At 69.1% G+C, this 26,475-nt stretch carries 23 protein-coding genes, 1 tRNA gene, 1 other RNA gene and 2 riboswitches; of the genes, 18 read left to right on the top strand and 7 right to left on the bottom strand.

What is annotated here, in order from left to right; all coding sequences use genetic code 11:
- Positions 1–7 precede the first annotated feature (7 nt).
- Positions 8–1,561, top strand: coding sequence for a TolB family protein (locus BLW41_RS10210; protein ID WP_177169475.1), 1,554 nt, complete (start codon positions 8–10; stop codon positions 1,559–1,561).
- 40 nt (positions 1,562–1,601) lie between these two features.
- Here the strand turns inward: BLW41_RS10210 and BLW41_RS10205 are convergent, their stop codons facing one another.
- Both BLW41_RS10205 and BLW41_RS10200 read right to left on the bottom strand, forming a co-directional pair.
- Positions 1,602–3,479: a putative bifunctional diguanylate cyclase/phosphodiesterase gene (locus tag BLW41_RS10205; RefSeq protein WP_093118746.1), complete on the bottom strand. Its 1,878-nt coding sequence runs from the start codon at positions 3,477–3,479 to the stop codon at positions 1,602–1,604.
- Positions 3,480–3,647: 168 nt separating this feature from the next.
- Complete coding sequence (locus tag BLW41_RS10200; protein ID WP_093118744.1) at positions 3,648–5,132, bottom strand: hypothetical protein; 1,485 nt, start codon at positions 5,130–5,132, stop codon at positions 3,648–3,650.
- Positions 5,133–5,441: 309 nt separating this feature from the next.
- Here BLW41_RS10200 and BLW41_RS10195 point away from each other — a divergent pair, with 309 nt between their 5' ends.
- From BLW41_RS10195 to BLW41_RS10175, 5 genes are all read left to right on the top strand, one after another.
- Positions 5,442–5,855 carry a cytochrome c maturation protein CcmE gene (locus BLW41_RS10195; RefSeq protein WP_093118742.1) on the top strand — a complete coding sequence of 138 codons (414 nt, stop codon included), beginning with the start codon at positions 5,442–5,444 and terminating at the stop codon, positions 5,853–5,855.
- A 1-nt stretch (position 5,856) separates the two neighbouring features.
- Positions 5,857–8,133, top strand: coding sequence for a heme lyase CcmF/NrfE family subunit (locus BLW41_RS10190; RefSeq protein WP_093118740.1), 2,277 nt, complete (start codon positions 5,857–5,859; stop codon positions 8,131–8,133).
- Complete coding sequence (locus BLW41_RS10185) at positions 8,126–8,446, top strand: hypothetical protein (protein ID WP_143038700.1); 321 nt, start codon at positions 8,126–8,128, stop codon at positions 8,444–8,446. Before BLW41_RS10190 ends, BLW41_RS10185 begins: the two co-directional genes overlap by 8 nt.
- Positions 8,447–8,456: 10 nt before the next feature.
- Positions 8,457–8,681, top strand: coding sequence for a preprotein translocase subunit SecG (gene secG, locus BLW41_RS10180; RefSeq protein ID WP_093119009.1), 225 nt, complete (start codon positions 8,457–8,459; stop codon positions 8,679–8,681).
- A gap of 212 nt (positions 8,682–8,893) precedes the next feature.
- A complete protein-coding gene (locus BLW41_RS10175) occupies positions 8,894–9,562 on the top strand; it encodes a metallophosphoesterase family protein (protein WP_177169474.1) in 669 nt (222 codons plus the stop codon).
- An 88-nt stretch (positions 9,563–9,650) separates the two neighbouring features.
- Here BLW41_RS10175 and BLW41_RS10170 read toward each other — a convergent pair.
- Positions 9,651–9,736 (bottom strand) — tRNA-Leu (locus BLW41_RS10170).
- A 97-nt stretch (positions 9,737–9,833) separates the two neighbouring features.
- On the opposite strand from BLW41_RS10170, the gene lexA reads away from it, so the two are divergent.
- From lexA to BLW41_RS10130, 8 genes are all read left to right on the top strand, one after another.
- The gene (gene lexA / locus BLW41_RS10165) at positions 9,834–10,523 is read left to right on the top strand and encodes a transcriptional repressor LexA (RefSeq protein WP_093118735.1); all 690 of its coding nucleotides are present in this window, start codon (positions 9,834–9,836) and stop codon (positions 10,521–10,523) included.
- Positions 10,524–10,598: 75 nt separating this feature from the next.
- Positions 10,599–10,996, top strand: an RNA gene (gene rnpB, locus BLW41_RS10160) — RNase P RNA component class A.
- A 79-nt stretch (positions 10,997–11,075) separates the two neighbouring features.
- Positions 11,076–11,567, top strand: coding sequence for a c-type cytochrome (locus BLW41_RS10155; protein ID WP_093118733.1), 492 nt, complete (start codon positions 11,076–11,078; stop codon positions 11,565–11,567).
- Between the two features lie 95 nt (positions 11,568–11,662).
- Positions 11,663–11,815, top strand: a riboswitch (cyclic di-AMP (ydaO/yuaA leader).
- Positions 11,814–12,095, top strand: a complete 282-nt coding sequence (locus BLW41_RS10150) for a hypothetical protein (RefSeq protein WP_093118731.1) — start codon at positions 11,814–11,816, stop codon at positions 12,093–12,095. It overlaps the preceding riboswitch by 2 nt.
- A 176-nt stretch (positions 12,096–12,271) precedes the next feature.
- The gene (locus BLW41_RS10145; RefSeq protein ID WP_093118729.1) at positions 12,272–12,841 is read left to right on the top strand and encodes a carboxymuconolactone decarboxylase family protein; all 570 of its coding nucleotides are present in this window, start codon (positions 12,272–12,274) and stop codon (positions 12,839–12,841) included.
- Between the two features lie 18 nt (positions 12,842–12,859).
- Complete coding sequence (locus BLW41_RS11305) at positions 12,860–13,282, top strand: winged helix-turn-helix transcriptional regulator (RefSeq protein ID WP_245689061.1); 423 nt, start codon at positions 12,860–12,862, stop codon at positions 13,280–13,282.
- Positions 13,283–13,424: 142 nt separating this feature from the next.
- Complete coding sequence (locus BLW41_RS10135) at positions 13,425–14,774, top strand: glutamine synthetase family protein (protein WP_093118727.1); 1,350 nt, start codon at positions 13,425–13,427, stop codon at positions 14,772–14,774.
- Positions 14,775–14,983: 209 nt separating this feature from the next.
- The gene (locus tag BLW41_RS10130; RefSeq protein ID WP_143038698.1) at positions 14,984–17,383 is read left to right on the top strand and encodes an MMPL family transporter; all 2,400 of its coding nucleotides are present in this window, start codon (positions 14,984–14,986) and stop codon (positions 17,381–17,383) included.
- Positions 17,384–17,405: 22 nt separating this feature from the next.
- Here the strand turns inward: BLW41_RS10130 and BLW41_RS10125 are convergent, their stop codons facing one another.
- The 4 genes from BLW41_RS10125 to BLW41_RS10110 all read right to left on the bottom strand — a co-directional run bounded on the left by BLW41_RS10125 (position 17,406) and on the right by BLW41_RS10110 (position 22,520).
- On the bottom strand, positions 17,406–19,364 hold the full coding sequence (locus BLW41_RS10125) for a thioredoxin domain-containing protein (protein WP_093118723.1): 1,959 nt from the start codon (positions 19,362–19,364) through the stop codon (positions 17,406–17,408).
- A 34-nt stretch (positions 19,365–19,398) separates the two neighbouring features.
- Complete coding sequence (locus BLW41_RS10120; RefSeq protein WP_093118721.1) at positions 19,399–20,328, bottom strand: alpha/beta fold hydrolase; 930 nt, start codon at positions 20,326–20,328, stop codon at positions 19,399–19,401.
- Positions 20,328–21,761 carry an acetate--CoA ligase gene (locus BLW41_RS10115; protein ID WP_093118719.1) on the bottom strand — a complete coding sequence of 478 codons (1,434 nt, stop codon included), beginning with the start codon at positions 21,759–21,761 and terminating at the stop codon, positions 20,328–20,330. The genes BLW41_RS10120 and BLW41_RS10115 overlap by 1 nt, the downstream gene beginning before the upstream one ends.
- 78 nt (positions 21,762–21,839) lie before the next feature.
- Entirely contained in the window at positions 21,840–22,520 is a 681-nt protein-coding gene (locus tag BLW41_RS10110) for a TetR/AcrR family transcriptional regulator (RefSeq protein ID WP_093118717.1), read from the bottom strand.
- Between the two features lie 151 nt (positions 22,521–22,671).
- Positions 22,672–22,829: riboswitch (cyclic di-AMP (ydaO/yuaA leader) on the top strand.
- Positions 22,830–22,992: 163 nt separating this feature from the next.
- Between BLW41_RS10110 and BLW41_RS10105 the strand changes: the two genes are divergently transcribed.
- The 4 genes from BLW41_RS10105 to BLW41_RS10090 all read left to right on the top strand — a co-directional run bounded on the left by BLW41_RS10105 (position 22,993) and on the right by BLW41_RS10090 (position 26,467).
- Positions 22,993–23,463 carry a C40 family peptidase gene (locus tag BLW41_RS10105; RefSeq protein WP_093118715.1) on the top strand — a complete coding sequence of 157 codons (471 nt, stop codon included), beginning with the start codon at positions 22,993–22,995 and terminating at the stop codon, positions 23,461–23,463.
- A 177-nt stretch (positions 23,464–23,640) separates the two neighbouring features.
- Entirely contained in the window at positions 23,641–24,855 is a 1,215-nt protein-coding gene (locus BLW41_RS10100) for an acyl-CoA dehydrogenase family protein (protein ID WP_093119005.1), read from the top strand.
- A gap of 83 nt (positions 24,856–24,938) precedes the next feature.
- Positions 24,939–25,331: an SCP2 sterol-binding domain-containing protein gene (locus BLW41_RS10095; protein WP_093118713.1), complete on the top strand. Its 393-nt coding sequence runs from the start codon at positions 24,939–24,941 to the stop codon at positions 25,329–25,331.
- Positions 25,331–26,467, top strand: coding sequence for a GNAT family N-acetyltransferase (locus tag BLW41_RS10090; RefSeq protein ID WP_093118711.1), 1,137 nt, complete (start codon positions 25,331–25,333; stop codon positions 26,465–26,467). The genes BLW41_RS10095 and BLW41_RS10090 overlap by 1 nt, the downstream gene beginning before the upstream one ends.
- Positions 26,468–26,475: the final 8 nt, after the last annotated feature.

Raw genomic sequence — 26,475 nt, 5'->3', positions numbered from 1 at the left:
GGTTGGCTTGGGCGCTGCGCTGCTGGCGGTCGCGCCGGTCGTCGCGGCCGCCGATGAGCTTCCCGGGGGCGGCACGCTGGTGCGCGTCGCGCCTGCCGGCGCCGAACCGAACGGGGCGAGCGGTGAGCCTGCCTTGTCGGCTGACGGCAGCGTGATCGCGTTCGCCAGCGACGCTTCGAACTTCGGACCCGAAGACACCAACGGCCTGCGCGACGTTTACGTCTTCGATCTGCGGTCGCGCCGCGCGGAGCTGGTCTCGACGGCGGCCGACGGAAGCCAGGCGAACGGCGTCTCGGCGACCCCCTCGATCAGCGCCGACGGGACGGTGGTGGCGTTCGTCACCGCCGCCGACAATCTCGTGCCGCTGCCGCCAACGAAGAAGACGCTGGTGATCGTGCGCAAGCGCGGCGGGTCGCCGGAGCTAGCGAGTCGAGCGCTGGGTGGCGCGGCTCCCGACGGCGACTCCTTCCAGCCGGACGTCTCAGCCGATGGGCGCTTTGTGGCCTTTGCTTCAGCCGCCTCGAACCTCGTGCCCGGTGACACCAACCGCAAGACCGACGTGTTCGTGTTCGACCGGCTGAGCGGTGCGCTGGAGCGGGTTAGCGTGTCCAGCTCTGGTCGCCAGGCCAACGGCAACTCCGCCAACCCGCGGATCTCAGCGGACGGTCGCTACGTGTGTTTTAGCTCGGCCGCCTCGAACCTCGTGCCCGGCGACCGCAACCGCGTACAAGACGTCTTTGTTCGCGACCGTTTGCGGCGGCGCACCGAGCGGGTCAGCGTGTCGAGCTCGGGGCGTGAGCAGAACGCGGCGCTGGCGCCCCCGTTTGCGCAGGTCTGCGACATCTCCGCGGACGGTCGCTACGTGGTCTTCGATAGCGACGCCTCGAACCTCGCGCGAGGCGACATCAACGGGCGTACCGACGTCTTTCTGCGCGACCGCAAACTTCGGCGCACGGAGCTCGTATCGAGGACCGTCAAGGACGGCCTGGGTCTCAGCGACAGCTTCAACCCTGCGCTTTCCGGGGACGGCCGTACGGTCGTCTTCCAATCGTTCGCCGAGAATCTCGCGCCGCCGTTCGGCAGTCGCGAGCACGTCTACGTGCGCGGTATCGGAAGCGGCGGGACGGCGACACTCGACGAGCCGACGGCGGGGCCGTTCGAGGAGTTCTGGCGCACGCCGCTACTCGTGCAGCCCGCGATCTCGAGCGATGGGCGGGTGGCCGCTTTCGAGTCGCGCCAGGGCGTGATCGTTCCGGACGATCGCAACGGTGTCGCAGACGTTTTCGTGCGTTCCGTCGTGCCGCCCGAGACGCGGGCTGCGACACCGTTGCCGAAGATTGTGCGCGGGGCGGTCGCTCGCATCGCGGCTGACTCTCCCGATCCCGCAGCCGATCGCGCGCTCTGCCGTCTCGACCGGCGGCCGCCCTACCGCTGCCCGCTGGGACGCACGATCACGCTCAGGAAGCTGCGCAAGGGGCTGCACCGCTTCGCCATCGCCGCGGGTGCTCCCGGCACGCTGTACGACCGCAGCCCGCTGGTCTGGCGCTTCCAAGTGCGTTGAGCAGCGTGCGCGTTGATCGACGCGTGCCTTGAGCTACGCGTCACGTCACCGCCCGCTCGCGCACCAGCTGCTCGATCGCTTCCGGCGGCGAGGGTTTGCCGAGCAGGTAACCCTGCGCGATATCGCAGCCGAGCTCGGCGAGGGCGTTCCACGCTGACTCGTCTTCGACGCCTTCGGCGACCACTCGCAGGCCGAGGTTGTGGCCGAGGTCGATCGTCGAGCGGACGATCACGCCGTTGTCGGGGTCCTGCTTCATGCCGAGCACGAACGACTTGTCGATCTTGAGGATCTCTACCGGCAGGCGCTTCAGGTAACCGAGCGAGGAGTTGCCGGAGCCGAAGTCGTCGATCGCGACACGGACGCCGAGCTCGGTCAAGCGCTCCAGCACGGCGCGGGCGCGGGCGGGATCGGTCAGCACCGTGTTCTCGGTGATTTCGAGCTCGAGGCGGTGTGGTTCGACGCCGATCTCCGCCAACAACTGGTGGACGCGCGTCGGCAGCTCCGTATCGAGCAGGTCCTGGCCGGAGATGTTGACCGCAACGCCCAGCTCGATTCCTCGCTCGCGCCACTCACGGCACTGGGCGAGCGCTGTGCGGATGACGTAGGTCGTGAGGTCGCGGATCAGTCCTGTCCGCTCGGCGAGAGGAATGAACTTATCGGGGGTCAGCAGCCCGAGTTCCGGATGGTGCCAGCGCACGAGCGCCTCGCAGCTGCGGATACGGCCGCTGCCGATATCGGCCTGTGGCTGGTAGAGAACACTGAGCGCGCCTTCCTGGATCGCCTTGCGCAGCTCCGCCGCGAGCGTCAGCCGCGCTGGCGAGTAGTCGTCGAGCGTGTCGTGGTAGACGACCACTTCGCCCGCGCTATCGCTGGCGTTGACGGCGATGTCGGCGCAGCGAATCAGCGTGTCGGCGTCGGCACCGTGGTCGGGGTAGAGGGCGACGCCGATGCTGCAGTCCATCTCGAGCTCCAGATCGCCGATCCGCTGCGGTTCGGCGACGGCAGCGCGCAGGCGTGCCGCCAGTCGTGCGGCGCCATCAGTCCCTTTGACGTCGTGGGCGAGTACGCCGAACTCGTCCTCGCCGAGCCGGGCGACCGTGTCGCGCGCGGGCAGTGCCATCCGCAGCGAGCGGGCGACACCGTTGAGCAGCCGGTCGCCGGCACGGTGGCCCAGCGTGTCGTTGACTTCGCGGAAGCGCGCGAGGTCGACGACGGCGACCGCGAGCTCCCTGTCGGGTTCAGACAGCGCGGTCTCGATGCGCTCGCGAAAGAGGGCGCGGTTGGGCAGGCCGGTGAGCGGGTCGTAGTAGGCGTGACGTTCGATCGCGCGTACCTGCTCACGCATGCGGCGTCCAGCGCGGATCAGGATCGGCAGCGTGCCCAGGTAGAGCAGGAACAACACGGCACCGAAGGTCCCGGCGTAGGCCGCTAGCTGCCGGCGCTCGGCAGCCACCGCCGGCCCGAAATCGCGGTACAGCTCGAGCACCGCCGCGCCGCGGTCGGGGGTGCGCACCCTCACGTAGGTCTCGATCACCCGGTACTTGCGTCCGCGCCAGGTGATCTCCGTGACGCGCGTGTCGGAACCGCGACGCAGCGCCTTGCGGATCGATTCAAGGTGCTCGGAGCGACCGCCGATGTCGTTCGGCCGCGTCGAGTAGACAACGAGGCCGCGAGGGGAGTGCAGCTTGAGACGCATCACGCCGCTGACGAGCGCGTGCCGGCGCACCAAGCGATCGAAGCGCGCGAGACGCTTGCCTCGCAGCGGTTGGGTGAGCTCGACGCCCCGTAGCTCCGGTGCAACCACCGCTTCAGCTACCAGGTGCGCCTGCTCGACGGATTGACCGCGCGCCCGCGAAGTCGCCCAGCCGCCCGCCAACACGACGGCCGCTCCTGCGGTGAACACGAATGCGATCGACACATAAATGGTGAAGCGAGCGGTCAGACGGGGCGCGCTCTCCTTGGCTGCGGGTTGGCGGCTGCGGCCCTCGCCGGGCCCGTCGGCGGCCGCCCCCGTTGGGCCCGTGGCTGCTCCTCTTGTGCTCGCGTCCGTGCGCACTGCTCGGCGTCCTTGAGTGATCGACGTTCCCTATCGGCGTTCGTTCGAATACCTAAAGCCCCTTGGCCTGAGCGCAGCAGGCTCGAAGACGACGCGGACGCGCAGGGTGCCGAAGGCCGCCGCGTGGGCGCTCTCGTGCCGCACGGGCCGCAGCGTGAAGCGAACGCGCAGCGGCCCTCGCCGCACGACCCGCGCGCTACCGATCGCAACGGTGCGACTGGCGAGCGCGATGCGCAGTCGCAGAACGCCGCGGCCGGGTGCTACGAAGCGCGCGCTCACGGTCCGCGGCAGACGCCCTCGCCGCGCGATCGCGCGCGCCACCTGGCGGGCCAAGCGACGGGCCAGCGCGCCGGTCGCACTGGTTTGGGGGCGCCGCGTCTTCGCTGCGGGGATGGTGCGCTGAGCGAGCTCGCTGACCGGACACTCCGGTTCGCCGCACAGGAACGGGGAGCGGGCGACGTTCCAGTGACGCGCGAGGTAACTGGTCGAGGCTGGGGTCGGTGCGAAGTAGTCGTCGCGCCCACAGTCGAGGCGCGGCAGCGGGTTGGCGCGGCAGCGGACGCGCGGCAGTGGGTGAGGGACGCGCGGTCCGCCGTCGTCGTAACACATCACGTCCTGCTCGTCGAAACAGTGGCCGGCGCCGGTGGAGTGGGGGGCCGAGTCCTGCACGGCACCGAGCGTGTGGGTCAACTCGTGGATGGCGGTCAGTGTGCGGGCGCGGTTGAAGTCGGGTGATCCGTCCCCAATCACGAAACCGAAGAAGCCGCCACTAGCGGCGCGATTGTCGGGGCCGGGAGAGTCGTCGCTGGCCATCGTGGCCACGCCGGTGGCGTCGCCGCTGCTCGCCAGACCGTCGACGTAGACCAGGTAGTCGCGGTTCGGGCCGAGCAGGTTCGAGAGGTCCTGGGCGAGTACCAGGGCGGCGCGCGCGGCGTCCGCTGGGTAGCCCTCGCGCGGGCGCGGCAGTTCGACCTTGCGGACGTCGACGTAGGCCGGTCCGCAGGCCGTTCCCAGGTCGAAGCGCGGCATCACTGTGCCGCCGCTTTCGCGCGCGTAGAACACGCGGGCAGCCTCGACATCGCGTTGGATTAGGTCGGAGTAGACGCCGAAGCGGTCGCTGCCACCGCGCGGGTACGCGTAAACGACCTTGATGGTGTGGGCGCGGGCGGGGCCGTACTCCTCGAAGGTCGGCTCCCCACACCAGTCACCGGGCGTCGAGCTGGCGGCGGTCGCGATCCGCGCGCGTGCGGGCAGCAGCGAACGCCAGGCGGCGTCGGGCACCGCCGGCAGGCGATCGGCGTGGGCTACCACCCGCACCCCGGGACGCGGCCGGGCGACTGCCGGCAGCAGCAACGCCGCCAGCAGCAGGATCGTGGGCCCGAGCAGCCCGCGCAGGCAAGCGCCACGGCCGCTGCGCGCAGCGGCAGGGCTGCAGTCGGCTGCGGGAGGGCCCGCCCCGGGCCCGCCGGTCGGAAGCTCCCCGTAACCTGGATCGCGGCCTTCCCTGGCCTTCACAGCGGCGCCTCCTGCGCCCGAGATCGTTGGACCGTCGCTTGGCGGTGGCCCGCGCGTTGCACCGGCTCCGCGCCGGGGGGTCGCTCCGTCCCGCTCGGGCGACCGCACCCCGTTCGTCGCCACCGCTCGTCCTTGTGAACGGCCGCCGGCGGCGCGGGCTGGAGTCGATCTGGACCGATTGGCGAAATTGGCCGGCGGCGCTAAAGGTCGACCGCGCACTCGAGGAAGCGCCGTTCGCGGGGGCTGCAGGCGGTCGCCGGCGGTAGTCGCGCCCGAACCGCAGCGCGCCCTGTCACAATCCGCCCTGCGATGGATCCCGCCCGTAGGCGCAGGCTGCGGCTCTTCGTGGCGCTCGGAGCGGCGGTGGCGCTCGGGGGCGTGCTTCTTTACACCAGTTTTGGCGCCGCGACCGAGGCGCGCTCGCCGTCCGACCTCTTACGTTCTGCGCCCGCCCGGTCGGTGCAGCTCACCGGTGTCGTTGCGCGCAGCTCGGTGCGACGGGAGGGAGGCGTTCTGCGTTTTCGCCTGCGTGACCGGCGGGGCACGGCGAGCGTGCCGGTCGTGTATCGCGGCCTCGTGCCGGATCCGTTCCGCGAAGGGCGCGAGGTGATCGTGTCGGGGCGTCTGCGGGACGGCGTGTTCGTCGGTGAGCGCGACTCGCTCATCACCAAGTGCCCGTCCAAGTTCACGAAGTCCCGCGGCGAGCAAGCTGGGGGACGCTGAGATGGCGCCCATCGGCTCGGGGATCCTCCTTGCCGGTTTGCTCGTAGCACTCGTCGGGGTCGCTCTTGGGGTGCTTGCGGCGCGCAGTGGTGACGCGGCCGCGCTGACCGCCGCGCGGCGCGCGATCTACGCGCTCGCGGCGCTGCTGGTGGCGGCCTTCGCGCTCGCCGAAATCGCCTATCTGCGCGCGGACTTCGGGCTCGCGATGGTCGCCGAGTCGTCTTCGCGCGATACCCCCACCTTCTACAAGTTGACCGCGATCTGGTCGACCCAGGAGGGCTCGCTGCTGCTCTGGGTGACCCTGCTTGCGATCTACTCCTCGCTGGCTCTGCGGCTCGCGCGCGGCCGTATGCCGCAGGCGACCCCTCGTGCGATCGCGCTGCTCGCCGGGCTCGCGAGCTTTTTCTTGGCGCTGATGGTGATCTGGGAGAGCCCCTTCACACGGCTGTCACCGGTGCCTCCCGACGGCAGCGGTTTGAACCCGCTTTTGAGGCACCCGGCGATGATGTTCCATCCGCCGCTTTTGTACTCCGGCTACGTCGGCTTTTCGATCCCCTTCGCTTTCTGCGTAGGTGCGCTTTTGGCGAAGCGCGCGGGCCCCGAATGGATCGCCACAACGCGACGCTTCGCGCTTGCCGCCTGGGCGTTTTTGAGTGCCGGGATTCTCGCTGGTGCGCTGTGGTCGTACGGGGAGCTCGGCTGGGGTGGATACTGGGCTTGGGACCCGGTTGAGAACGCCTCGCTGCTGCCGTGGCTTACCGGCACCGCCCTGATCCACTCGGTGATGGTGCAGGAGCGGCGGCGGATGTTCGCAGTTTGGAACGCGTCGCTGGTGTGCGGGACCTTTGTGCTCTGCCTGACTGGGACGTTCCTCGTCCGTTCCGGGGTTCTTAGCTCGATCCACGCCTTCGGGGCGTCGACGGTGGGTGTTCAGTTCCTCGCGTTGATCGCCGTCACGGCCGCTTTCTCCGGATGGCTGGTGGCCTCGCGGGCACCGCTTCTGCGCGCCCCGGCGCGGATCGAGTCTTGGTTGTCGCGCGAGGCGCTGTTTCTCGCCAACAACGTGTTGCTGGTGGGCCTCGCCGGGATCGTGTTGTGGGGCACCTTTTTCCCGATCGTCTCCGAAGCGCTCAGCGGCCGCCGCGCTTCGCTCGGCCCGCCCTGGTTCGCCCAGGCGACCCGACCGCTGGCGATCGCCTTGGTGCTGGTGACCGCACTCGGCACCGCCGCCGCCTGGCGGCGCATACGGCCGCGAGCGCTGCTTGTCGCGCTCGCGCCGGGGCTTGCGCTGGTGGTCGTCGCGCTGGTGGTGGGTGCGGCCACCGGTCTCTTCGCGCGGCCAGCGGCAGCGGCGATGGTTGCTGTCTGCTCGTTGCTCGCAGGAGTCGTCGCGAGCGAGCTTGTGAGAGGGACAGCGGCTCGAGCGCGGATGCGCGGCGAGCGACTACCGGTGGCGCTCGCTCGGCTGGTCGCGCGCAACCGTCGTCGCTACGGCGGTTTTTTGGTCCATGCCGGTGTTGCCGTGTTGCTGCTCGGGGTCGCCGTTTCCTCGTCGTTCCCCGAACAGCGCGACGTGCGCTTGCGACCAGGGGACCGTGTGCAGGTCGGCGGCTACACGATCCGTTACCTCGCGCCGACGGCGTCGATCCTGCGGGATCCCGCGCGGACCGGCGCACCGGTGGTGCTCGGTGCGCGGCTCGCGGTGACGCGGGGCCGTGACCGCGAGCTGCTCGAGCCGGCACGCAACTTCTACCCGGCGCGAACCGGCACGGCCGGCCCGATCGAGTCGTTCTTCGGCGGCGAGGCGACCAGCGAGATCGCGCTCCGCAGCTCGCTCACGCACGACCTTTGGATCGCTTTTCGCCCCGACGTCGACGGTCTCGTTCAGGTCGCGCGGGCGCTCGACCGCCGTTTGCGCGAGCCCACGCCGATGCAGCAGTTGCGCGCGATCGCAGCGCTCGCCGAGATCTATCGGCGCGACCCGCCACCGGCGACTTTCCGCGTGATCGTGTCGCCGCTGGTGGCGTGGATCTGGATCGGCGGCGGGATCGGCCTCGCCGGCGCGCTGTTGGCGCTGTGGCCGCGGACGCGGCGGCCGGTCGTCGACGCTCACCGGCGTGCGCGCGTGCGCGGGCTGGCCGAGCAGCCAAGCCCCTACCCCGTGGTCGACAGCGGCGCGACCGCGGTGACGCCGCTGACAAGCTCCGCTGATACTCCCTACGCCGCGCTCGCCGCGAGCCGCGCCTCCGCAGAGAGCCTGCAGCAGCGAGGTGACTGACGGGGTGGATGCGCTCCTAGCGCTGCTGGTGCTTGCGGTGGTGATGCCCTGGATCCTCACCCCGCTTGCGCGACGGGCCGCAAGCGACCGCAAGGAGGGACGCGACGGCCGCGAGCCGGAGATCGCGGGACTCGCGCTCGGCGACCTCGAGGCGCAGCGCGACGCCCGCTTACGCGAGCTGGCCGAGCTGCAGATCGATCGCCAACTCGGCAAGCTCGAGCCGAGCCGGGCCGATGCGCTCGAGCGCGCTTTGCGCGCGGAGTTGAGCGCGGTGCTCGATGCGATCGAGGCCGCTCGCGCGCGCACGCGCTAGCCTGCGCTGCGTGGAAGCGATACTGAGCGCTTCGCTGGTTCTGATCTCGGCGCTGCTGATCGCGCTGGTGCTGATGCACTCCGGCCGCGACACGGGCCTTTCGGGCGCCTTCGGTGTGGGCACTGGGCAGGGCCCGCTCGGCGGTGGCTCGCTGGTCGAGCGCAACCTCAACCGCTGGACGATCGCGATCGCAATTCTCTACCTGGCGAACGTGATCGCGCTGCTCAAGATCTAGGGGCAGCGAGATCTAAGGGGCAGCGAGCGCATCCGGCTAGGGCAGCGAGCTCGCCCGGCCGCCATCCCCGCCGGCTTTAGACGCTGAGCGGGCGCTTCGCCAAACTGTTGAAAGGACCCTCCGAGGCGGCGCGCGCTGTGGTTCGCGCGCGCGATTCATTCGACAGGAAGGAGGTAGCGACGATGGCCAGTCGTCTCAGGCTGGTTCATGCCATGGCAAACGTGAGGGGTGACGTAGAGCGCTTGACCGAGGCGCTTCGCGAGCTTCCGGTCGATGACGCAGCGGCGGCGGTGCTCGTCGGCGACATCTCGTCCGATGGCTCAGCCGATAGCTTCCGCGAAGTCTTGCGGGCGCTCGGTGAAGCTGGGTTGCGCGTCTTCTGGGTGCCTGGGCCGAACGACGCGCCGGTCACCAACTATCTGCGCGAGAGCTACAACGTGGAGGTCGTCTTCCCGAAGTTGCGCAGCGTGCACGGCACCTTCGCGTTCGGCCCCGGTTACGTGCTGGTGGCGGGCATCGGAGGCGAGATCGTCGATGATCCCGATGCCGCACGGGAAGAGATCGAGCGGCTCCGCTACCCGGGCTGGGAAGCGGAGCTGCGGCTCAAACCGCTGGCTGAACTCGACGAGCATCCCCGCCTGTTCTTGTTCTCCACGCGCCCGCGACACAAGGGCCAGGGCGAGCAGGGCAGTCAGACAGTGGCGGAGCTGATCAACACCTACCGGCCGCGTACGGTGATCGTTCCGGCCGACGGCAGCGAGACGCGCAGCGAGGTGCTCGGGCGCTCGCACGTCGTCGAAGTCGCGGATCTGGCGGCGGCTGGGGCCGTCACCGTCGATATTCGAAGCGGCGAGGTGGTCTCCGCCGTCTCGGCTTCCTGACGAGTTGCCTGCCGGGTCGCGCCGGCATGCGCCCATGCGACCCGCGCAACGCAAAAGAGTCGGCGGCAGTGAGGCCGCCGACTCCCGATGCGCCCGGGGAGATTCGAACTCCCACGGGGCTCTCGCCCCACGAGGCCCTCAACCTCGCGCGTCTACCAATTCCGCCACAGGCGCGCGGTGGTGCCAGTCATTCTAGATGCGCTCTTCGAAAGTCCCTGCCCGAACGCCTGGGTTACGGCGTCGTCCGTACTCCCGGGTAGCGTGCCGAGCGATGGAGGTGGAGGCGAAAAGAGAGGACGCCTCGGCGGGTTCGCGCGCCGGCGCCGGCGCTTCGCTGCTGCCCCCGCGGCGACGAGCGGTCCTTGAGTTCATTACCCGCTACTTGAGCGAACGCGGGTTCCCGCCTTCGATCCGCGAGATCGCGCAGGCCACGGGTCTGGCCTCGCCGGCGACTGTGCACGCCCATCTCGCCGCTCTCGAGCGGGACGGCTACTTGCGTCGCGACCCGACCAAACCCCGCGCGATCGAGGTGTTGGCAAGCCACCCTGCAGAGGTATCGACGAGCGACGCCCGCTCTTCCGACGAAGCCGCGCTCTTGCCGCTGGTTGGTCGCGTCGCCGCGGGGCAACCACTGCTGGCGGACGAGGCAGTCGAGGAGTACGTGCCGGTTCCGGCGGAGGCCGGCGGCGCCGAGGGCGATTTCGTGCTCGCCGTGCGCGGTGACTCAATGCGCGACGCCGGCATCCTCGATGGTGACCACGTGGTCGTGCGTCGCCAAGACACCGCGCGCAACGGCGAGATCGTGGTGGCCCTGGTCGGTGACGAGGAGGCGACCGTGAAGCGTTTCTTCGAGGATCGGGGCGAAGTCCGTCTGGAGCCGGCGAACCCCCGACATCGGGCGATCAGGTCGCGCGAAGTTCGGATCTTGGGTCGCGTAGTCGGCGTGTTGCGCCGTCTTTGAGGCGACCCGGCGCTTCCTGGACAAGCCCTCGAAGGCGGGCCCTAGACGAGCCCTCGAAAGCGGCCTACCCTTGCTCTTGCTGGCCGAGCAGCCGCGGGGGAGACCGGGGAGAAAACCGGTCCCCTCGAGGAAAGTCCGGACACCGCAGGGCAGGGTGGTCGGGAAACCGACCCGGGGAAACCCGCGGGAAAGTGCCACAGAAACGACACCGCCTAAGCGGCGGGACCGCACGTGAGTCTCGCCGCCGGCAAGGGTGAAATGGTGCGGTAAGAGCGCACCGGCAGCGTGGTGACACGCTGGCCGGGCAAACCCCACCCGGTGCAAGGCCAAGCAGGGGCGATGACGCTGCCCGCCGAGCCCCAGGTAGGCCGCAGGGCTCCTCGGAGCCCCGTCCGCGGTGGTCCCCAGGGATCGGCGCGGGCGAGATGGATGGCTGCTCTCGACAGAATCCGGCTTACAGGCCAGCTACGGGAGACCCCCGCCACGGCGGGGGTCTCCTAGTTTCGTCGAGCTGCCTCTAAAACCGCTCGAGCGGGTAGAGTGCCGGTCCGCATGACCGCCGTCGCGATTCTTCTGCCTTTCCTCATCGCCGGCCTGCTGGTGGCGTTCGCGGCGTTCTTCGGTGGTCCCAGCGGCGCCCGTCGTGCCTACCTCACCGGCGGACCGCGGATCTTCCGAGTGGCGATCGGGCTGATCGTGGTCGTTTGCGGGGTCGTCACCCCGGCGATCGCGATCTCCGCCAAGCACGACGCGCTGGGCGGCGTCGGTCCGCTGCGCAACGAACCGGCGAAGGGTCAGCTCGAGCGGGGTAAGCAGCTGTTCCGTGAGGTTTGCGCCAGCTGCCACACCCTCGATGCGGTGCAGGCGAAGGGGGTAGTCGGCCCGAACCTCGACCAGCTAGCTCCGCTCGACGAGGCCCGTGTGCTGCGGGCAATCCGGATCGGCGGCGCCGGCGAAGGTCGCATGCCCGCCGGTCTGCTGAGCGGCGATGAGGCGCGTGCGGTGGCGGCCTACGTAGCGCGCGTGGCCGGGCGCGGTCAGTAGCTGGCGGGGCCGATTCTCGCGACCTCGGGGGTCCCGCTGCGGGACTTCAGTTTCCGTCCGCCCGGGGCTCTCTAATGCTGTGTTACCATGCCGCTCCCGAACGGCGGCCGAGGCTCTGGCAGCGATGCCAGAGCGCGGGGGACCCAATCGGATCTGATGGTCCCGGGGCGAGTCGCGGCCGGAGTGCCGCGTAGCGCCGTTGGCGCGAGCCCGTCAGCTAACCCCGTAGGCCGGAAGCAACAAGCGATGTCCACGCAGACGATCGAACGCAAGCGCCGGGAGCAGCGCCGCACGGTCCGCATCGGGGGACCCTACGGGCGCGCACAGCTGGATCTCGAGCGGGAGGTATGGCTGGTTTCGCGCTCCGAGGCGCGTCGCGAGGGCGTCGAGGTGGCGCGGATCCGTCCTCGTCGCGCGCCGACGCTGGTCGCGGGACCGCCGCACCGGCTCGCCGGCTGGGCTTTTGCCCTCGGTCTCCTGCTGGTGCTGGCGGCGGCCGGTAGCGCGCACCTCACGCCCGGCGGCTGAAAACAAAACAACAGCGCGTTTCGCGGCAGCTATCGCTGGCCCTGAAGCACACGGTTCTGCCGGCTTCGTCCCGTCGCCCACGCGTGGTCAGGAGGCCGCAGCGTCTCCCTATACTCGCGTGTGGACTCACGCTCGATAAGCGGCGTGAGATGACTCGGGCGGCGAGGTGGAACGCGATGGCCAAGAGCCGGGAGAGCAGGTTTCACGTCCACGACGAACTGACCGCGCCCGAGCGGAGTCTCGCGGTTCTGCGCGGGGCACTTGCCCGCGGCGCCAAGATCAGTAACTTCGTCGGCGTGCTGGCAGGCGCGCCGGCGGTACTGCGCGGCTACGCGCGGTTCCTCGCGGAGCTGCGCGACGGGGCTTTGCCACGGGCGACCCAGCTGCGCATCGCGGTCGCGGTAGCCGCCCACGAGGGGTGCGAGTACCAGCTCGCGCAGGCACAGCGCCTCGCCCGTAGCGCTGGCCTCGGCCTCGACGAGATCGCGCTGGCGCGCGAGTTCGATTCGTTCGACGAACGCGAGGCGGTGCTACTGCGCTACCTGAAGGCTCTGCTCGAGGGTGATGGGCCGCCGCCCGAACACCTCCAAGAAGAGGCACGCGAGGCCGGCTGGAGCGATGAGCAGCTGCTCGAAGCGATCGCTCACGTCGGCGTTTGGCGATTTGCGTGCCTGGTTGCGCGCGCGGCGAACTTGCCGGCCGAGGCGGCGACCGGAATGCGCGGGGATCTCGTCGAGGCTGCCTGACGCCAGGGGGTAGGACGGGTGGGCGGGGAAGTGCGGGCGGCGTCGCCAGCGTTGGCGGCAGGCGGCGCTGCGGCGGCAGGCCGCGCGTCTGCGGCGGACCGCGCTGCGCTCGACGCAGAAGCGGCGAACGTCTGCTCGCGCGAGCCCTGCTGTGCGCTTTACCACCGTGCCGTCGAACTGATCGGTAAGCGCTGGACGGGCGCGATCATCCTGGTGCTGATGGAGGGCCCGCTGCGCTTCTCGGAAGTCAAACGCCTGGTCCCGCAACTCTCCGATCGCCTGCTATCCGAGCGCCTCAAGGAGCTTGAGGCGGAGGGCATCGTCGAGCGGCGTGAGGTCGACCACTCGCCGACCCGCGTCGAGTATGCGTTGACACCTAAGGGTCAGGCGCTGGAGCCAGTGGTCAGGGCGCTCAAGCGCTGGGCCCACGCCTGGCTCTAGACGCGCTGGCTAAGATGCGCCGGCCCGACCGCGGTCACCGCGGGGGCTGCCCGCGCGCACGTGACGCCCGTGGGGTGCACGGCGCGTAGGTGCGCGTCGAACCCGTGTTGTCACAAGCGAACCGAGGACGGAGGGACCGAGCGTGAGCGAAAGGCCGAAGACCGCCGACGACGTCAAAGCGATCGTCGAAGAGCGCAACATCCGCTTCGTTCGCCTCTGGTTCACTGACATTCTCGGTCACCTCAAGAGCTTCTCGATCAACGCCGCCGAGCTCGACGATGCCTTCGAGGGCGGGATGGGCTTCGACGGCTCGTCGATCACCGGCTTCAACGCCATCGAGGAGTCCGACATGATCGCGATGCCGGACCCGTCGACCTTCGCGATCCTGCCCTGGCGGCCCGAGGAGCAGGGTGTGGGAAGGATGTTCTGCGACATCCTCACGCCGGAGCGCGAGCCGTACGAAGGCGACCCGCGCTACGTCCTGCGACGCACCCTCGAACGCGCCCGGCAGATGGGTTTCGACCACTTCTACGTGGGGCCGGAGCTCGAGTACTTCTACTTCAAGAACGCCAAGCCGGATAACGGCAAGCCGGAGATCCTCGATGAAGGCGGCTACTTCGACCTCACGACGCTCGATGCCGGCACCGACGTGCGGCGGGAGACGGTCCTAGCGCTCGAGCGGCTGGGGATCCACGTCGAGTACTCGCACCACGAGGTCGGTCCCTCACAGCACGAGGTCGACATGCGCTACGCGGACGCGCTCGAGATGGCCGACAACACGATGACCTACCGCATCACGGTCAAAGAGATCGCGATGAAGTACGGGTGGCATGCGACCTTCATGCCGAAGCCCTTGTTTGGGGTCAACGGCTCCGGCATGCACACCCATCAGTCGCTGTTCCAGGGCGACAAGAATGCGTTCTTCGATCCCAACGACCAGTACTTCCTCTCGGACACCGCTAAGCGCTTCATCGCCGGCCAGCTCCGCCACGCCCGCGAGATATCCTCGATCTTCGCGCAGTGGGTGAACTCTTACAAGCGACTGGTCCCGGGCTACGAGGCGCCCGTGTACTGCGCGTGGTCGCGGCGCAACCGCTCGGCGCTGATCCGCGTGCCGCTCTACCACCCCGGCAAGGAGCAAGCGACGCGCGCCGAGATCCGCTGCCCCGACCCGGCATGCAACCCCTACCTGACCTTCGCCGTGCTGCTGGCGGCCGGGCTCGAGGGCATCGAGAAGGGCTACGAACTGCCCGAGCCGATGGAGAAGAACCTCTACCACCTGAGCCCCGACGAACGAAAGCGGCTGGGCATCGAGCAGCTGCCGGAGACGCTCGGGGAGGCGATCGAGCTGACGGCCGAGTCGGAGCTGGTCCTGCGCACGCTCGGCGAGCACATCTTCAACCGCTATGTCGAGATCAAGCGGCAGGAGTGGGAGGAGTACCGCGTGCAAGTAACGCAGTGGGAGCTCGACCGCTACCTGCCCGTCCTCTGACGGAGCGTTCGCGGCCGCGCCCGCGGCGGCCGTGAACCCTGGCGCGCGCTCGGGCGAAAACAAGCCGAGTGCGCAAAACCGTTAATCTCGCGGCCCACGTGAGCGGAATCGCCCCTTCCGGATCCGCTGCGCGTACCCCACCGCGGCGCAGCATCTTTGCGCTCGCATGCGGACGGCGTTCGCGGGTCGTCTGCGCGCTTCTCTGGTTGGTGGTTGTAGGGATCGCGGCCGGACCACTGAACCTTCCGAAGCGCTTCACCGATGCCGAAGACAACGAAGCAACCTCATTCCTGCCCGGTGACGCCGAGGCCACGCGGGCGCTCGCGCTAACGCGTCGTCTGCAGGGAGGCGAGCTGGCGCCCGCGGTGATCGTTTATCGCCGCGAGCGCGGCCTCACCGCCAGCGACCTCGCGAAGATCCGCCGCGACGTCCGCCTGATGGCACGCAAACGCTTTGCGACGGTAGTGGCCGACGGGCCAGCGGTGGCGGGCGGCAAACGCGCCGGCCAAGCGACGGCTGGTCTCGGTAGTCGCGCGCCGGTCGGGTTGCGCCCCGGCTGCGGATTGCCAGGCGTCGCGGTCCCCGGCCAACCTCGCGACTACCGCCCGTTCGTCGGTCCGCTCTGCTCGCCCGACGGCAAGGCCGCGATCATCACCGCTTACCTGCGCGGCAACGGCAAGACCGAAGGTCTACTCGAGCCGGTCGACTATTGGCGGCGCGTGCTCGAGCGGCAGCCGCCCGGACTGGTCGCCAAGCTGACCGGGGGAGCCGGCTTCTCGGCCGACGCAATCAAGGTCTTCGAGGGAATCAACGGCCGACTGCTCGGGGCAGCTCTAACGCTCGTGATCTTGCTGTTGATCGCGATCTATCGCTCGCCGATCTTCCTCTTCTTGCCGCTTGCGGCGGTGCTTGCCGCAGAGGTTCTTTCGCGCTCCCTCGGCTGGGTTGTTTCGGAGCTCGGAGTGACGGTCAACGGTCAGTCGAGCTCGATCATGTCGGTGCTCGTGCTGGGAGCGGGGACCGACTACGCCCTACTGATCGTCGCGCGCTATCGCGAGGAGCTGCACCGCACCGACAGCAAGTTCGACGCCGCCCGTAACGCCATGGTCTCGGCCGGTCCGGCAGTTCTCGCATCGGCTGCGACGGTTGTCGCCGGCCTCTTCTGTCTGCGCTTGGCGAAGGTCAATGGGACCTCTGGGCTGGGCCCATTCGGTGCGCTTGGGGTGGCGTCGGCGGCGCTCTCGATGTTGACGTTGTTGCCGGCCCTACTCGTAATTGCCGGGCGTCGTGCGTTCTGGCCGTTCGTACCGCACACCCCGACCACGGCACCGCGGCTCGAGGAGGTGCCGAGGTGGTCGCGGCGGCACATCGTTGAGGGGTCGCGCTTCGTCGCCCTCACGATCGCCCTCGCCGCGGTTGCCCTGGTCGCCCTGCTGCTGCCCTTGGTGCTGGTCGGTGCACTTGTGCGCCGCATCTCGGGCAAACGGCTCCCATCGCCGGTTTCGCTGCTCGACCGCGTGGTCTTCCGCCCCTACGAACTGCGGCGCCAGCGTCACGAGCGGCTTGCTGATGCTACCCACGGCGCCTTCCGCCGGATCGGCGAGTTCGTGCTCAGGCGACCGCGTGCGGTGCTGGCAGCTTCGGTCCTCGTGCTGGCCCTGATGGCAGCGGGCTTGCTCAACCTCTCGACCGATCTGACCACCCGCGACAGCTACCGCAAGAAGGTCGACTCGGTGGTCGGTCAGGAGCTGCTCGAGCGGAGCTTTCCGAGCGGCGCCTCGGCTCCTGCCGATGTGATCGTGAGTCGGCCCGATCGCGTCGCGGCCGTGCGTGCGGCACTGGCCCGCGCGCCGGGCGTCGCCGCCGTGCAGGGACCGGTTGCCAGTGGTCGAGAGGGTGTGCTGCTCCAGGCTACGCTCGTCCCCGACCCGTATTCGACGGCGGCGTACGAGCTTGTCGGCAAGCTTCGCGAGGTCGTGCGTAAAGCTGACCCCGGGGTGCTCGTCGGTGGACCGAGCGCGATCGAGCGCGACGTCCGCGAGGCGGCGGCGCGCGACACGGTCGTGATCCCGCCGGTCGTGCTGGTGGTCGTGCTGCTGATCCTGATCGTGCTGTTGCGCGCACTGCTGGCGCCACTGCTCTTAGTGGCTACGGTGCTACTGAGCTTCGCGGCCGCGCTAGGCGTGTCTTACGTGGTGTTTGACGTGGTCTTCGGCTTCCCCGGTTCGGACCCCGCGTTGCCGCTGTACGCGTTCGTTTTCCTGGTCGCACTAGGTGTCGACTACAACATCTTCCTCGCGGCCCGGGCACGCGAGGAGACGCGCGAGTTCGGCACCCGCGAGGGGATGCTGCGCGCGCTGGCGGTAACCGGCGGGGTGATCACGAGCGCGGGGATCGTGCTCGCCGGGACCTTCACGGTGCTGGGTGTGCTGCCGCTCGTGTTCCTCACCGAGATCGGCTTCACGGTGGCTTTCGGCGTGCTGCTCGACACTTTCCTGGTGCGCACGGTCCTGGTGCCGGCGCTTGCCTTCTGGCTCGGTGAGCGTTTCTGGTGGCCGGCGAGGGTGCGCCGGGACGCGACTGTCCGCGAACCGCTACCGGTCGCCTGAGCAGCGGACGCGGGGCGACGGTCTAGGCGTCGAGCGTCGAAGCGAGCGCTTCGGGATCGGTGGTCGGTTCCCGGCAGATGAAGCCCTCGCAGACGTAGGCGGTAGGTCGCCCCTCGCGCGCCTCGCGTCCGGCCAGCAGTGGCACGTCGTCGGGATCGCCACCCGCCAGCACGACGTGCGGGCGGTAACGCGCGCGCACGACCCGGGCGAGCGTTCCGTCGTCGGCGACCAGCGCCACCTCCCGCACCCGCCCGTGCCGGAAATCGAGCGCCAGGAGCAGCTGCCCGAACGCCTCCGGATGGCGTCCTGCCAGGGGACCGAGGAGGCGCAAGGTCGAATCGGCAAGCTCGCGCCAGCGATCCTCGCCGCTGAGCGCGTGGAGGCGCAAAAGGGCGGTCGCGGCGGCGGCGTTGCCGGACGGCAGCGGATGATCCTCGATCTCCTTGCGGCGGACGGGCAGCTCGCTGGGAGTGTCGACCGCCGTCTCAAAGAAACCGCCGCGCTGCGGGTCGTGGAAACGTCGCGCCAGCTCGTCGGCGAGCTGGTGCGCTGCTCGATACCAGCGCGGCTCGAAGGTCGCCTCGTAGAGGGCGAGCAGGGCTTCGAGCAGGTGCGCGTAGTCCGGTAGGAATGCGTCGATGCGAGCGTCGCCGTCCTTCCACGTGCGCTTTAGTCGTCCCTGGGGACGCATCGGTCCAAGCAGGAACTGGACGGCGGCGCGGGCCGCCTCGAGATAGTCGTCGCGTTCGAGGACGGCGCCGCTTTCCGCGAGTGCGGACACCATCAGCGCGTTCCACGAGCAGATGCGCTTGTCATCGGTCGCGGGACGCGGTCGCCGCTCGCGCACGGCGCGGAGACGCGCGCGCCACTCGCCGAACGCCGGCGGGCGCTCGCGGGTGGCCGCACTCAGGACATTCCGGCCACCTTCGAAGTTGCCTTGGGAAGTGACCCCGAACCACCTCGCCGCTTCGGCGGCGTGGTCTCCCAGGGCCGCTTCGAACTCCGCGAGCGTCCAGGTGTAAAAGCGTCCCTCTTCGCCCTCGGAGTCGGCGTCGAGCGAAGAGTAGAAGCCGCCTTCGGGGCCGCGCATCTCACGCAGCGCCCAATCAAGCGTCTCGCAGGCCACCTCGCGGAACAACGGCTCGCGCAGCGTCTGCCAGGCGCGTAGATAGACACGGGCCAGGAGTGCGTTGTCGTAGAGCATCTTCTCGAAGTGCGGTACCGCCCACTGGGCATCGACCGCATAGCGGTGAAAGCCCCCGCCGACCTGGTCGTAAAGGCCTCCTAACGCCATCCGCTCCAACGTCAGCTCGCTCATCACCCGCTCGCCGCGCGCGAGGAGGAAGGCGAGCACGCACGAAGGCGGAAACTTGGGCGCTCCGCCAAAACCACCGTGCCGGCGGTCGAAGCGCACGCGTAGGCGTTCGATGGCTTCGTCGAGGAGGGTTGCCGGTGGCAGCTCGGGCGCTGCGGCGAGTCGCGCGGCACCGGCCAGCTGTTCGGCGATCCGGCTTTGGGCGGAGCGGATCTCCTGCCGGCGTTCGCGCCAGGTCGCCGCGACGGCCTCGAGTACCTGGCGCCAACTTGGCATCCCGTCACGCGGTTGCGGGGGGAAGTAGGTACCCGCGAAGAACGGAACAAGCTCGGGCGTCATGAAGACGTTCAAAGGCCAACCGCCGTGACCGGTCATCGCCTGGCACGCCTCCATGCAGAAGGCATCGACGTCCGGGCGCTCCTCGCGGTCGACCTTGACGCACACGAAGTTTTCGTTCATGAGCGCGGCGATCTGCGGGTCGTTGAACGACTCGCGCTCCATTACGTGGCACCAGTGACACGCCGCGTAGCCGATCGAGACGAGCAGCGGCTTGTCCTCGCGCCGCGCGCGTTCGATCGCCGCTTCCCCCCACGGCAGCCAGTCGACCGGGTTGTCGGCGTGCTGGCGGAGGTAGGGGGAGGTTTCCTGCGCCAGCGCGTTGGGCACGGGCCGAGGCTAGCGGAGCGACCGCAGCGGTCGGCTAGGTCGCGAACAGTCGGAGTGCGTGCTCGGCGACCAGTTGCGGTCGTTCCTCGGCGATGAAGTGCCCGCTGTCGGACACCAGCTCGAGCTGCATGTGGGGTGCGTTGCGTTCGAAACCAGCGAGCAGGCGGGTGTCGATGAAGCGATCCCGTACGCCGAACAGCAGGGTGGTGGGCGTCTCGAGACGGTCACCCAGGTAGCGACCGCGCACGATCGGCCAAAGCTCGCGCAACAAGAAGGTCCGGTAGAGGAGCGTGCTGGCGCGTGCCCGGTCGGGCTGTGCGAGCACGCTCAGGTAGGCATCGAGGTCGCTGTCGTTGATCGCATCGCGGTTTTGGAGATCGCGGACTAGCAGATGCCCCACCAGCCGTCCCTGCCGCACGATCGCGCTGCCGAGCCCGGGCGCGGAGATCACCAGCTGGTACCAGAAGCGTGCGAACGCCGGGAGTTTCCGGACGTCGAAGCGCTGCCACGGATGAGTGATGTTCAGCGCGAGATAGCCGCTGAAGCGCTCGGGCGCGCGCAGGCACAAGAGAAAGCCGATCCAGCCCCCCCAGTCGTGCCCGACGAGCCCGACGCGCTCGATGCCGAGGCGATCGAGCAGCGCCAGGACGTCGCCGGCCAGTATCTCTTTTTCGTAGCCGAGGTTCGGTACCTCGCTCCAGCCGAAGCCCGGCAGGTCGGGCATCAAGAGGCGGAAGCGGTCGGACAACAACGGGACGAGCCGCCGCCATTCGTACCAGTGCTGCGGCCAGCCGTGGAGCAGCAGTAGGGGAGGGCTGTCGGCAGCACCCGCTTCGGCCAGGTGGATCGAAAGACCGTGGCTTGTAACCCACCGGTGAGTTACGCCCGGCACGTCCGGCAGCGGTGGGGTCGTGGTCGACGACGCGCCGCGACCGCTCGCTTCGCTGACGCCCCCTGCGTCCATCAACGTGCTCCCCTGCTTACCACACGCCGCACCTCGGACCGCTTGATCTTGCCGCTCGGTGTTTTCGGGAGGCTATCGACGAAGTCGACGATGCGCGGGTACTTGTAAGGCGCTGTGCGCTGCCGCACGTGCTCTTGCAGCTCGCGCGCGAGCGCCTCGCTCGGCTCATAGCCAGGTCTCAACACGACTACCGCCCGCACGACCTGGCCACGGATCTCGTCCGGTGCCGGTACCGCCGCCGCCTCGGCGACGGCAGGATGAGAGTTGAGCGCGGACTCGACCTCGAACGGCCCGATCCGGTAGCCCGACGAGATGATCACGTCGTCCACGCGGCCTTCGAACCAAAGCCATCCATCGGCGTCCTGACGGACCCGGTCACCGGTGCGCCAGAGACCTTCCGGACCGTCCAGGAAGAAGGTCGGAATCGAGGAGGGGTCGCACACCAGCTCGCCGTTGTCGTCGACCCAGAGCCGAAAACCTGGCAGCGGTTTGCCCATCGAGCCGGGCCGCAGCGGCTCGTCGAGCGGAACACCGGTCAAGGCCCCAGTCTCCGTTTGCCCGTAACCGTCGCGGATCTCGACGCCCGCACCCTCCCGCCACGCCTCGATCGCAGGGGCGTCGAGCGGTTCTCCGGCGGCCACCGCGTGTCGCACTGGCAGCGGGCGCAAACCGACCCGCTTGGCGATCGCGCGGTACTCGGTCGGCGACATGCAGAGCACGTCGACGCGTTCGCGCTCGATCAGCGCAAGTCGCTCTTCTGGATCGAAACGGGCGTCGTGCAGCAACGCGCAGGCGCCCCGCAGCCAGGGCGCGATAAAGGTGTTGCGAGCGGACTTAGACCAGCCCGCCGCGGCGGTGCACCAAGCCAGCTCGCCAGTGCGCGGCGCGTACCAATGCTCGGCTTGGACGCGCTGCCCGAACAGGTAGCGTTGGCCGTGGCGGATCGGCTTCGGCTCGCCCTGCGTGCCCGACGTGAAGACGATCAGAGCGGGGTCGGTAGCGGCAAGTTCCACTGCGGGCGCGGCCGGCTGCGCGAACACGCGCTCGTCGGGAAGCGTGATGAGAACCCCGTCGAAACCGGTTGCAAGCGCGCGCTCGCGATTGCGCGTGTCGACCACCAGGGCGCGCGGCGCAAGTGCGTCGATGCGCTTTTCGAGGTCGCTGGCCGTGAGTTGCTCGACACACGGCTGAGCGACCGCTCCAATCCGCCAGCAAGCGAGCAGCGTGTATACCCATTCGGGCTGATTGCCGAGCAGCGTCATCACGACGTCGCCGCGCCCCACCCCGCTTGCGAGCAAGTGGCCGGCCAGCCGCGCAGCCCGATCGGAGACCTCGCCGAAGCTGATCTCTCGCCGTCGACCCTGCCGATCGATCGCGATCAAAGCACGCCGCTTGGGCGGTTGGGTGTCGACTACGTCGCGTGTGAAGTTCATCGCTCGGCTCCGCTCCAACCCGCTCCCGTGAAATCGCTCACGGCGTACAAATGGTGGCCGTTAGCTGGCGTGTCCTCGTCACTGCCGCCCGCGGCGCCTCGACGGTGTCGCGCGCGAGCGGCTACGCGCGCGCTCCATGAGGCTTGCTGCACCCTCCCAGTAGAGGTCGAAAGCGATCTCGGTCAAGCGCTCGCGGGGCGTCTCGGGATGTGTTGTCCACCACTTCCCAAGGGCCTCGATGCCGCCCACGAACATCCGCGCGACGAGCTCATCGCCGTGCGTCGGGCGGGCCGGGTCGCCACCGTAGGAAGCAGCGATGCGCGCAGCCACGAGACCGGCGATGCGCTCGCCCAGGCGAGCGACCTCTTCGCGCATCGCCGGTTCGTGGACCTCGGCGACCAGGATCCGCCAGGCATCGCGGTGCTCGGCCACGAACTGCAAGAACGCGTCGATCGCTGAGCGCGTCGCCTCCTCGGGTGAGTGGTGGTCCACCAACGCTCGCTGGAGTCGCGCCTCAAGCTCGCGTCCGTGTCGGCGCAGCAGCTCGAGGTGCAGGTCGCGCTTGCTCGGGAAGTGCTCGTAGATAAGCGCTTTCGAGACACCGGCTGCGCGCGCGATCTGACCGATCGAGGCTCCCTCGTAGCCACGCTCGGCGAACACCGCGAGCGCTGCATCCATCAGCAGCGCGCGGCGCTTGTCGCCGCTCAGTCGCCGCCGCGAGGGAGGTGCGTTGGTCGGTTCGTCGCGTTGCGTCGACACCTGCGTACGGGACTCTTACAGAGGACGACCGGCGAGGCAGCGCGGCAGCCGCGACCCTCCCAGCCGCGACCGGCACGCGAGCAACGGCAGATTCTGCCCGCTTGCAGGAAGCGCGCGGCGCGGGATGAATCCCTCCGACGGATCTGGTAGGTTGCCGCCAACGCCGAATCCACGCACCGCGTGGAGCGGGGGACCCACTTGGTGGCAGTGCCACCGGGGGCGAACCTCTCCGTCTCACGGCGGCGAGGAGCGCGATCTCTTCCCGCGCGAGCCCGTCAGCTAACCCCGCAGGCGTTGGAAAGAGATCGTGAGACAACGACGTCCGACACGACGCCTGTTCTCTCTTGCCGCGCTCGCCACGTGCGCAAGTGCGGTTGCTCTCTGCGCTCCCGCCCTGGGCGATACGGGCGCGTCAAGCGGCGCGGCAAGCGCGCGGCCTGCCCCCAACGCCGCTTCGACCAGCGGCGGTGCGATGTTCGTGCCTCCGGCCGGCAAAGCGAAGCTCGTGAACGGTCGCGCGATCGCGCCGATCGACGCTCCGCCCGAGGTAAAGCGGCTGATTGCGTTCGCTAACCGCATCGTCTCCAAGCCCTACCGCTACGGCGGCGGCCATCGCCCCTTCTCGAACGGGCTCGACAGCGGCTACGACTGCTCGGGCGCTGTCAGTTACGCCCTTTTCGGGGGCGGTTTCCTCGACTCCCCGCTCGACTCGGGATCGCTGATGTCATGGGGAGAGCCGGGGCGAGGGCGTTGGGTGACGGTTTACGCGCACGGCGGGCACACCTTCCTGGTGGTCGCCGGGCTGCGCTTCGACACCGGCTACCGCGATCGCGAGGCACGGATAGCTTCACGTCAGCTGCGCCTGCCGCGCACGGGACCTCGCTGGAGCCGGTCGATGCGTCCCCTGCGCGGCTACGTCGCACGCCACCCCGCTGGCTTCTGATGCGGCCGTAGTCGCCCCGCGCTCGTACTTCTAAGGGATATCCTGCCGTGTGTTGCCGTTCGCGCGACGGCGCGCCGAGCGCAGAGCAGGCGGGTCAGCTCTAGCCGCGTGGTGCGCGCTTGTGACGGCGGCGACCATCCCGCGAAAGCCGAACGGATCCAGGAGCGCCAAGGAGAGATGGCCGTAGCGACCGACCTTCTGACCAAGACCGACGAGCAAAAGGCGATCACCGAGATGGTGCGCCAGTTCGTCGACAACGAGATCATCCCGCACGCCGAGGAGTACGACGCCAAAGACGAGTTCCCGGCACCGATCGTCGAGCAGATGAAGGAGCTCGGGCTGTTCGGTGTCACGATCCCCGAGGAGTACGGCGGGATGGGCCTCGACCTGACGACCTACGCGATGATCGTCGAGGAGCTCTCGCGCGGCTGGATCTCGATCTCGGGGATCGTCAACACGCACTTCATCGGCTCCTACTTGCTGATGAAGTACGGCACCGAAGAGCAGAAGCAGTACTTCCTGCCGCGCATGGCGACCGGCGAGATTCGCGCCGCGTTTTCGCTCTCGGAGCCGGAGTGCGGATCCGACGTCCAGGCGATCAAGTCGACCGCGACCAAGGACCCCGAGACCGGCGAGTGGGTGCTCAACGGTCAGAAGATGTGGGTCACGAACGGCCTCAACTCCGGGGTCGTGTTCGTGTTGATGAAGTCCGATCCCAAGGCCGACCCGCCCTACAAGGGCATGACCTGTTTCATCACCGAAAAGGAGCCGGGCGCGTCGGTCAACACCGGCAAGTTCGCCGGTCTCACGATCCCGCCCAAGATCAAGAAGATGGGTTACAAGGGCGTCGAGTCGACGGAGCTCGTCTACGACGGCTACCGCTGCCCTCCCGACCGCATCCTCGGCGGTGAGGAGGCTGGTCTCGGCCAGGGGTTCCGGCAGATGATGGACGCCCTCGAAGTCGGCCGCGTCAACGTCGCGGCGCGGGGCGTCGGGATCGCTCAGCGTGCGCTGGAGTTGGCGCTTCGCTACTCGCAGGAGCGGAAGACGTTTGGCAAGCCGATCTGCCAGCACCAGGCGATTCAGTTCAAGCTCGCGGACATGGCCACCAAGGTCGAGGCTGCGCGCCTCCTGACCTACAAGGCTGCACGCCTCAAGGATGCCGGGCAGCGCTCGGATCTCGAGGCGGGCATGGCCAAGCTGTTCGCCTCGGAGACCGGCAAGGAGGTCGTGGAGCAGGCCTTCCGGATTCACGGGGGCTACGGCTACTCGAAGGAGTACGAGATCGAGCGGCTTTACCGTGACGCCCCCTTGCTGCTGATCGGCGAGGGCACCTCCGAGATTCAGCGGATGGTTATCGGACGCAAGCTGATCGAGCGCAACAAGATCTGAGCGAGCGAGGCTGCGCCGGCGCGTGAACGTTTCGGGGCGCGGGGGCGCGCCCAACGCTAGCGGTTCGCCTGTGTAAGCGTTCCATGGGGGCGAGCGAGACCCGTAGGCGCATCGAGCAGGCGGTGGAGCGCTTGCGCGCTGATCTACCAGCGCTCGAACGCTTGCGTCTGGTCGCCCAGCTCGAGCTGCGAGCGCGTGGTAGCGACGCACCGATCTGGCGCGTCGAGCTGCCAGCGCTGCGCGTGACCCGCGAGCCAGCGGCTGACGCGCGCCTGTACATCGAGCTCGACCGCGACGACTTCAACCGCCTCGCCGGCGCGGGCCTCGAGGACTGGGCCGAGGCGTTTCGACGCGGGCGTGTGCGTGTGACTGGCGATCCCGCGGTGATCAAGCTGCTCGGCGAGGTCGCACGGCGCGCGCTCAGCCGACGCGCCGGGACCCGCAAGCGGGTCGCCCGTCCGGCCGCGGACTCGTGATGCGCGCAGGCGTGCGCGAACTCGCCCGCGACGATCTTCCCGCCGTCGCGGCCCTTTACGAGCGTGTCGTGCGGTCCGGTTCGGAGCGACCCGCTCCCGGCCTCGTCGAGTACTTCGACCGGCTGCTGTTCGGGCCGCTAAGCGACCCGCAGGTGCCGCCGCTCGTGTTCGTCGACGGTGAGGGCCGGGTGGTCGCTTTCTTGGCTGCTTACACGCGCTGGTTGCGTACGCGCGACGGTCGCCACCTGCGCGTTGGTTGCTCCGGTCAACTGGTAAGCGACCCGGAGGCCCGCATGCCGGGCTCGGGGGCGCTTCTGCTGCGCAAATTCCTGGCCGGTCCACAGGACCTCACGATCACCGACGGCGCGACCGGCGAGGTGGCGGCGATGTGGCGTCGACTCGGGGGGCGGATCCGGCCGCTTGAGTCGCTTGCATGGGTGCGCGTTCTGCGTCCGCTGCGAGCCGGCATCTCGTACGCGTTGCGCCGACGTCAGCTCCCGCGCGGCGAGCGCTTGCGCCGCGGGCGGCTCGTCGGTCGACTCGGTGATCTTGGTGACGAGCCCCTCACGCCAGACGTGCTGTCGGCCCTCCTCGAGCAGCGGCTCGAGGAGCGCGCGGCCGCACCTGTCTGTGATCCGGACTTCGCGGCGTGGTTGCTCGGCGAACTCGAGCGCACGAGCGGCGCGCGTGGGTCCTTGCTAGCTCGCCACGTTCGTGACGCGGATAATCGCTCGATCGGCTGCTACGTCGCCTTCGTGCCGCGTGGCGGTCGCGCCCAGGTGCTGGCGGTGCTCGCGCGATCCGAACAGGAGGGGGTGCTGCTCGACCGTCTCTTCACGGCGGCCCGCGCCTGCGGAGCGATCAGCGTGGAAGGCCGCGCAGAATCCCACCTCTTCGAGGCGCTTGTGGAGCGCAGAGTGCTGTTTCGCGCCGCCGAGCGCGCCTTGGTCCATGCCCGCGATCCGCAGCTCCTACGGCTCGTGCTGACTGGCGAGGTGCTGCTTACGCGTCTCGACGGCGAGTGGTGGATGAGCCACCACCTCGACCCACTGCCGACGGCACCGCCCGACGCACCCCCTCCGGGGCGTCCGAGTCCGCTTGGCAGCGGGGCTACTAGCGACTCGTCGGCCCACTAGGGACCCGT

The organism is Thermoleophilum album (assembly GCF_900108055.1).
Taxonomy (GTDB): domain Bacteria; phylum Actinomycetota; class Thermoleophilia; order Solirubrobacterales; family Thermoleophilaceae; genus Thermoleophilum; species Thermoleophilum album.
The sequence above is the reverse complement of the archived record's forward strand: the minus strand, read 5'-3'. Positions and strand labels throughout refer to the sequence as shown.

Excerpts from the sequence above, each read along its gene's own strand:
- BLW41_RS10195 (WP_093118742.1), top strand. The coding sequence starts at position 5,442 with ATGGATCCCGCCCGTAGGCGCAGGCTGCGGCTCTTCGTGGCGCTCGGA.
- BLW41_RS10190 (WP_093118740.1), top strand. The coding sequence starts at position 5,857 with ATGGCGCCCATCGGCTCGGGGATCCTCCTTGCCGGTTTGCTCGTAGCA.
- BLW41_RS10175 (WP_177169474.1), top strand. The coding sequence starts at position 8,894 with ATGGCAAACGTGAGGGGTGACGTAGAGCGCTTGACCGAGGCGCTTCGC.
- lexA (WP_093118735.1), top strand. The coding sequence starts at position 9,834 with ATGGAGGTGGAGGCGAAAAGAGAGGACGCCTCGGCGGGTTCGCGCGCC.
- BLW41_RS10155 (WP_093118733.1), top strand. The coding sequence starts at position 11,076 with ATGACCGCCGTCGCGATTCTTCTGCCTTTCCTCATCGCCGGCCTGCTG.
- BLW41_RS10150 (WP_093118731.1), top strand. The coding sequence starts at position 11,814 with ATGTCCACGCAGACGATCGAACGCAAGCGCCGGGAGCAGCGCCGCACG.
- BLW41_RS10145 (WP_093118729.1), top strand. The coding sequence starts at position 12,272 with ATGGCCAAGAGCCGGGAGAGCAGGTTTCACGTCCACGACGAACTGACC.
- BLW41_RS10120 (WP_093118721.1), bottom strand. The coding sequence starts at position 20,328 with ATGGACGCAGGGGGCGTCAGCGAAGCGAGCGGTCGCGGCGCGTCGTCG.
- BLW41_RS10115 (WP_093118719.1), bottom strand. The coding sequence starts at position 21,761 with ATGAACTTCACACGCGACGTAGTCGACACCCAACCGCCCAAGCGGCGT.
- BLW41_RS10105 (WP_093118715.1), top strand. The coding sequence starts at position 22,993 with ATGTTCGTGCCTCCGGCCGGCAAAGCGAAGCTCGTGAACGGTCGCGCG.
- BLW41_RS10100 (WP_093119005.1), top strand. The coding sequence starts at position 23,641 with ATGGCCGTAGCGACCGACCTTCTGACCAAGACCGACGAGCAAAAGGCG.
- BLW41_RS10095 (WP_093118713.1), top strand. The coding sequence starts at position 24,939 with ATGGGGGCGAGCGAGACCCGTAGGCGCATCGAGCAGGCGGTGGAGCGC.
- BLW41_RS10090 (WP_093118711.1), top strand. The coding sequence starts at position 25,331 with ATGCGCGCAGGCGTGCGCGAACTCGCCCGCGACGATCTTCCCGCCGTC.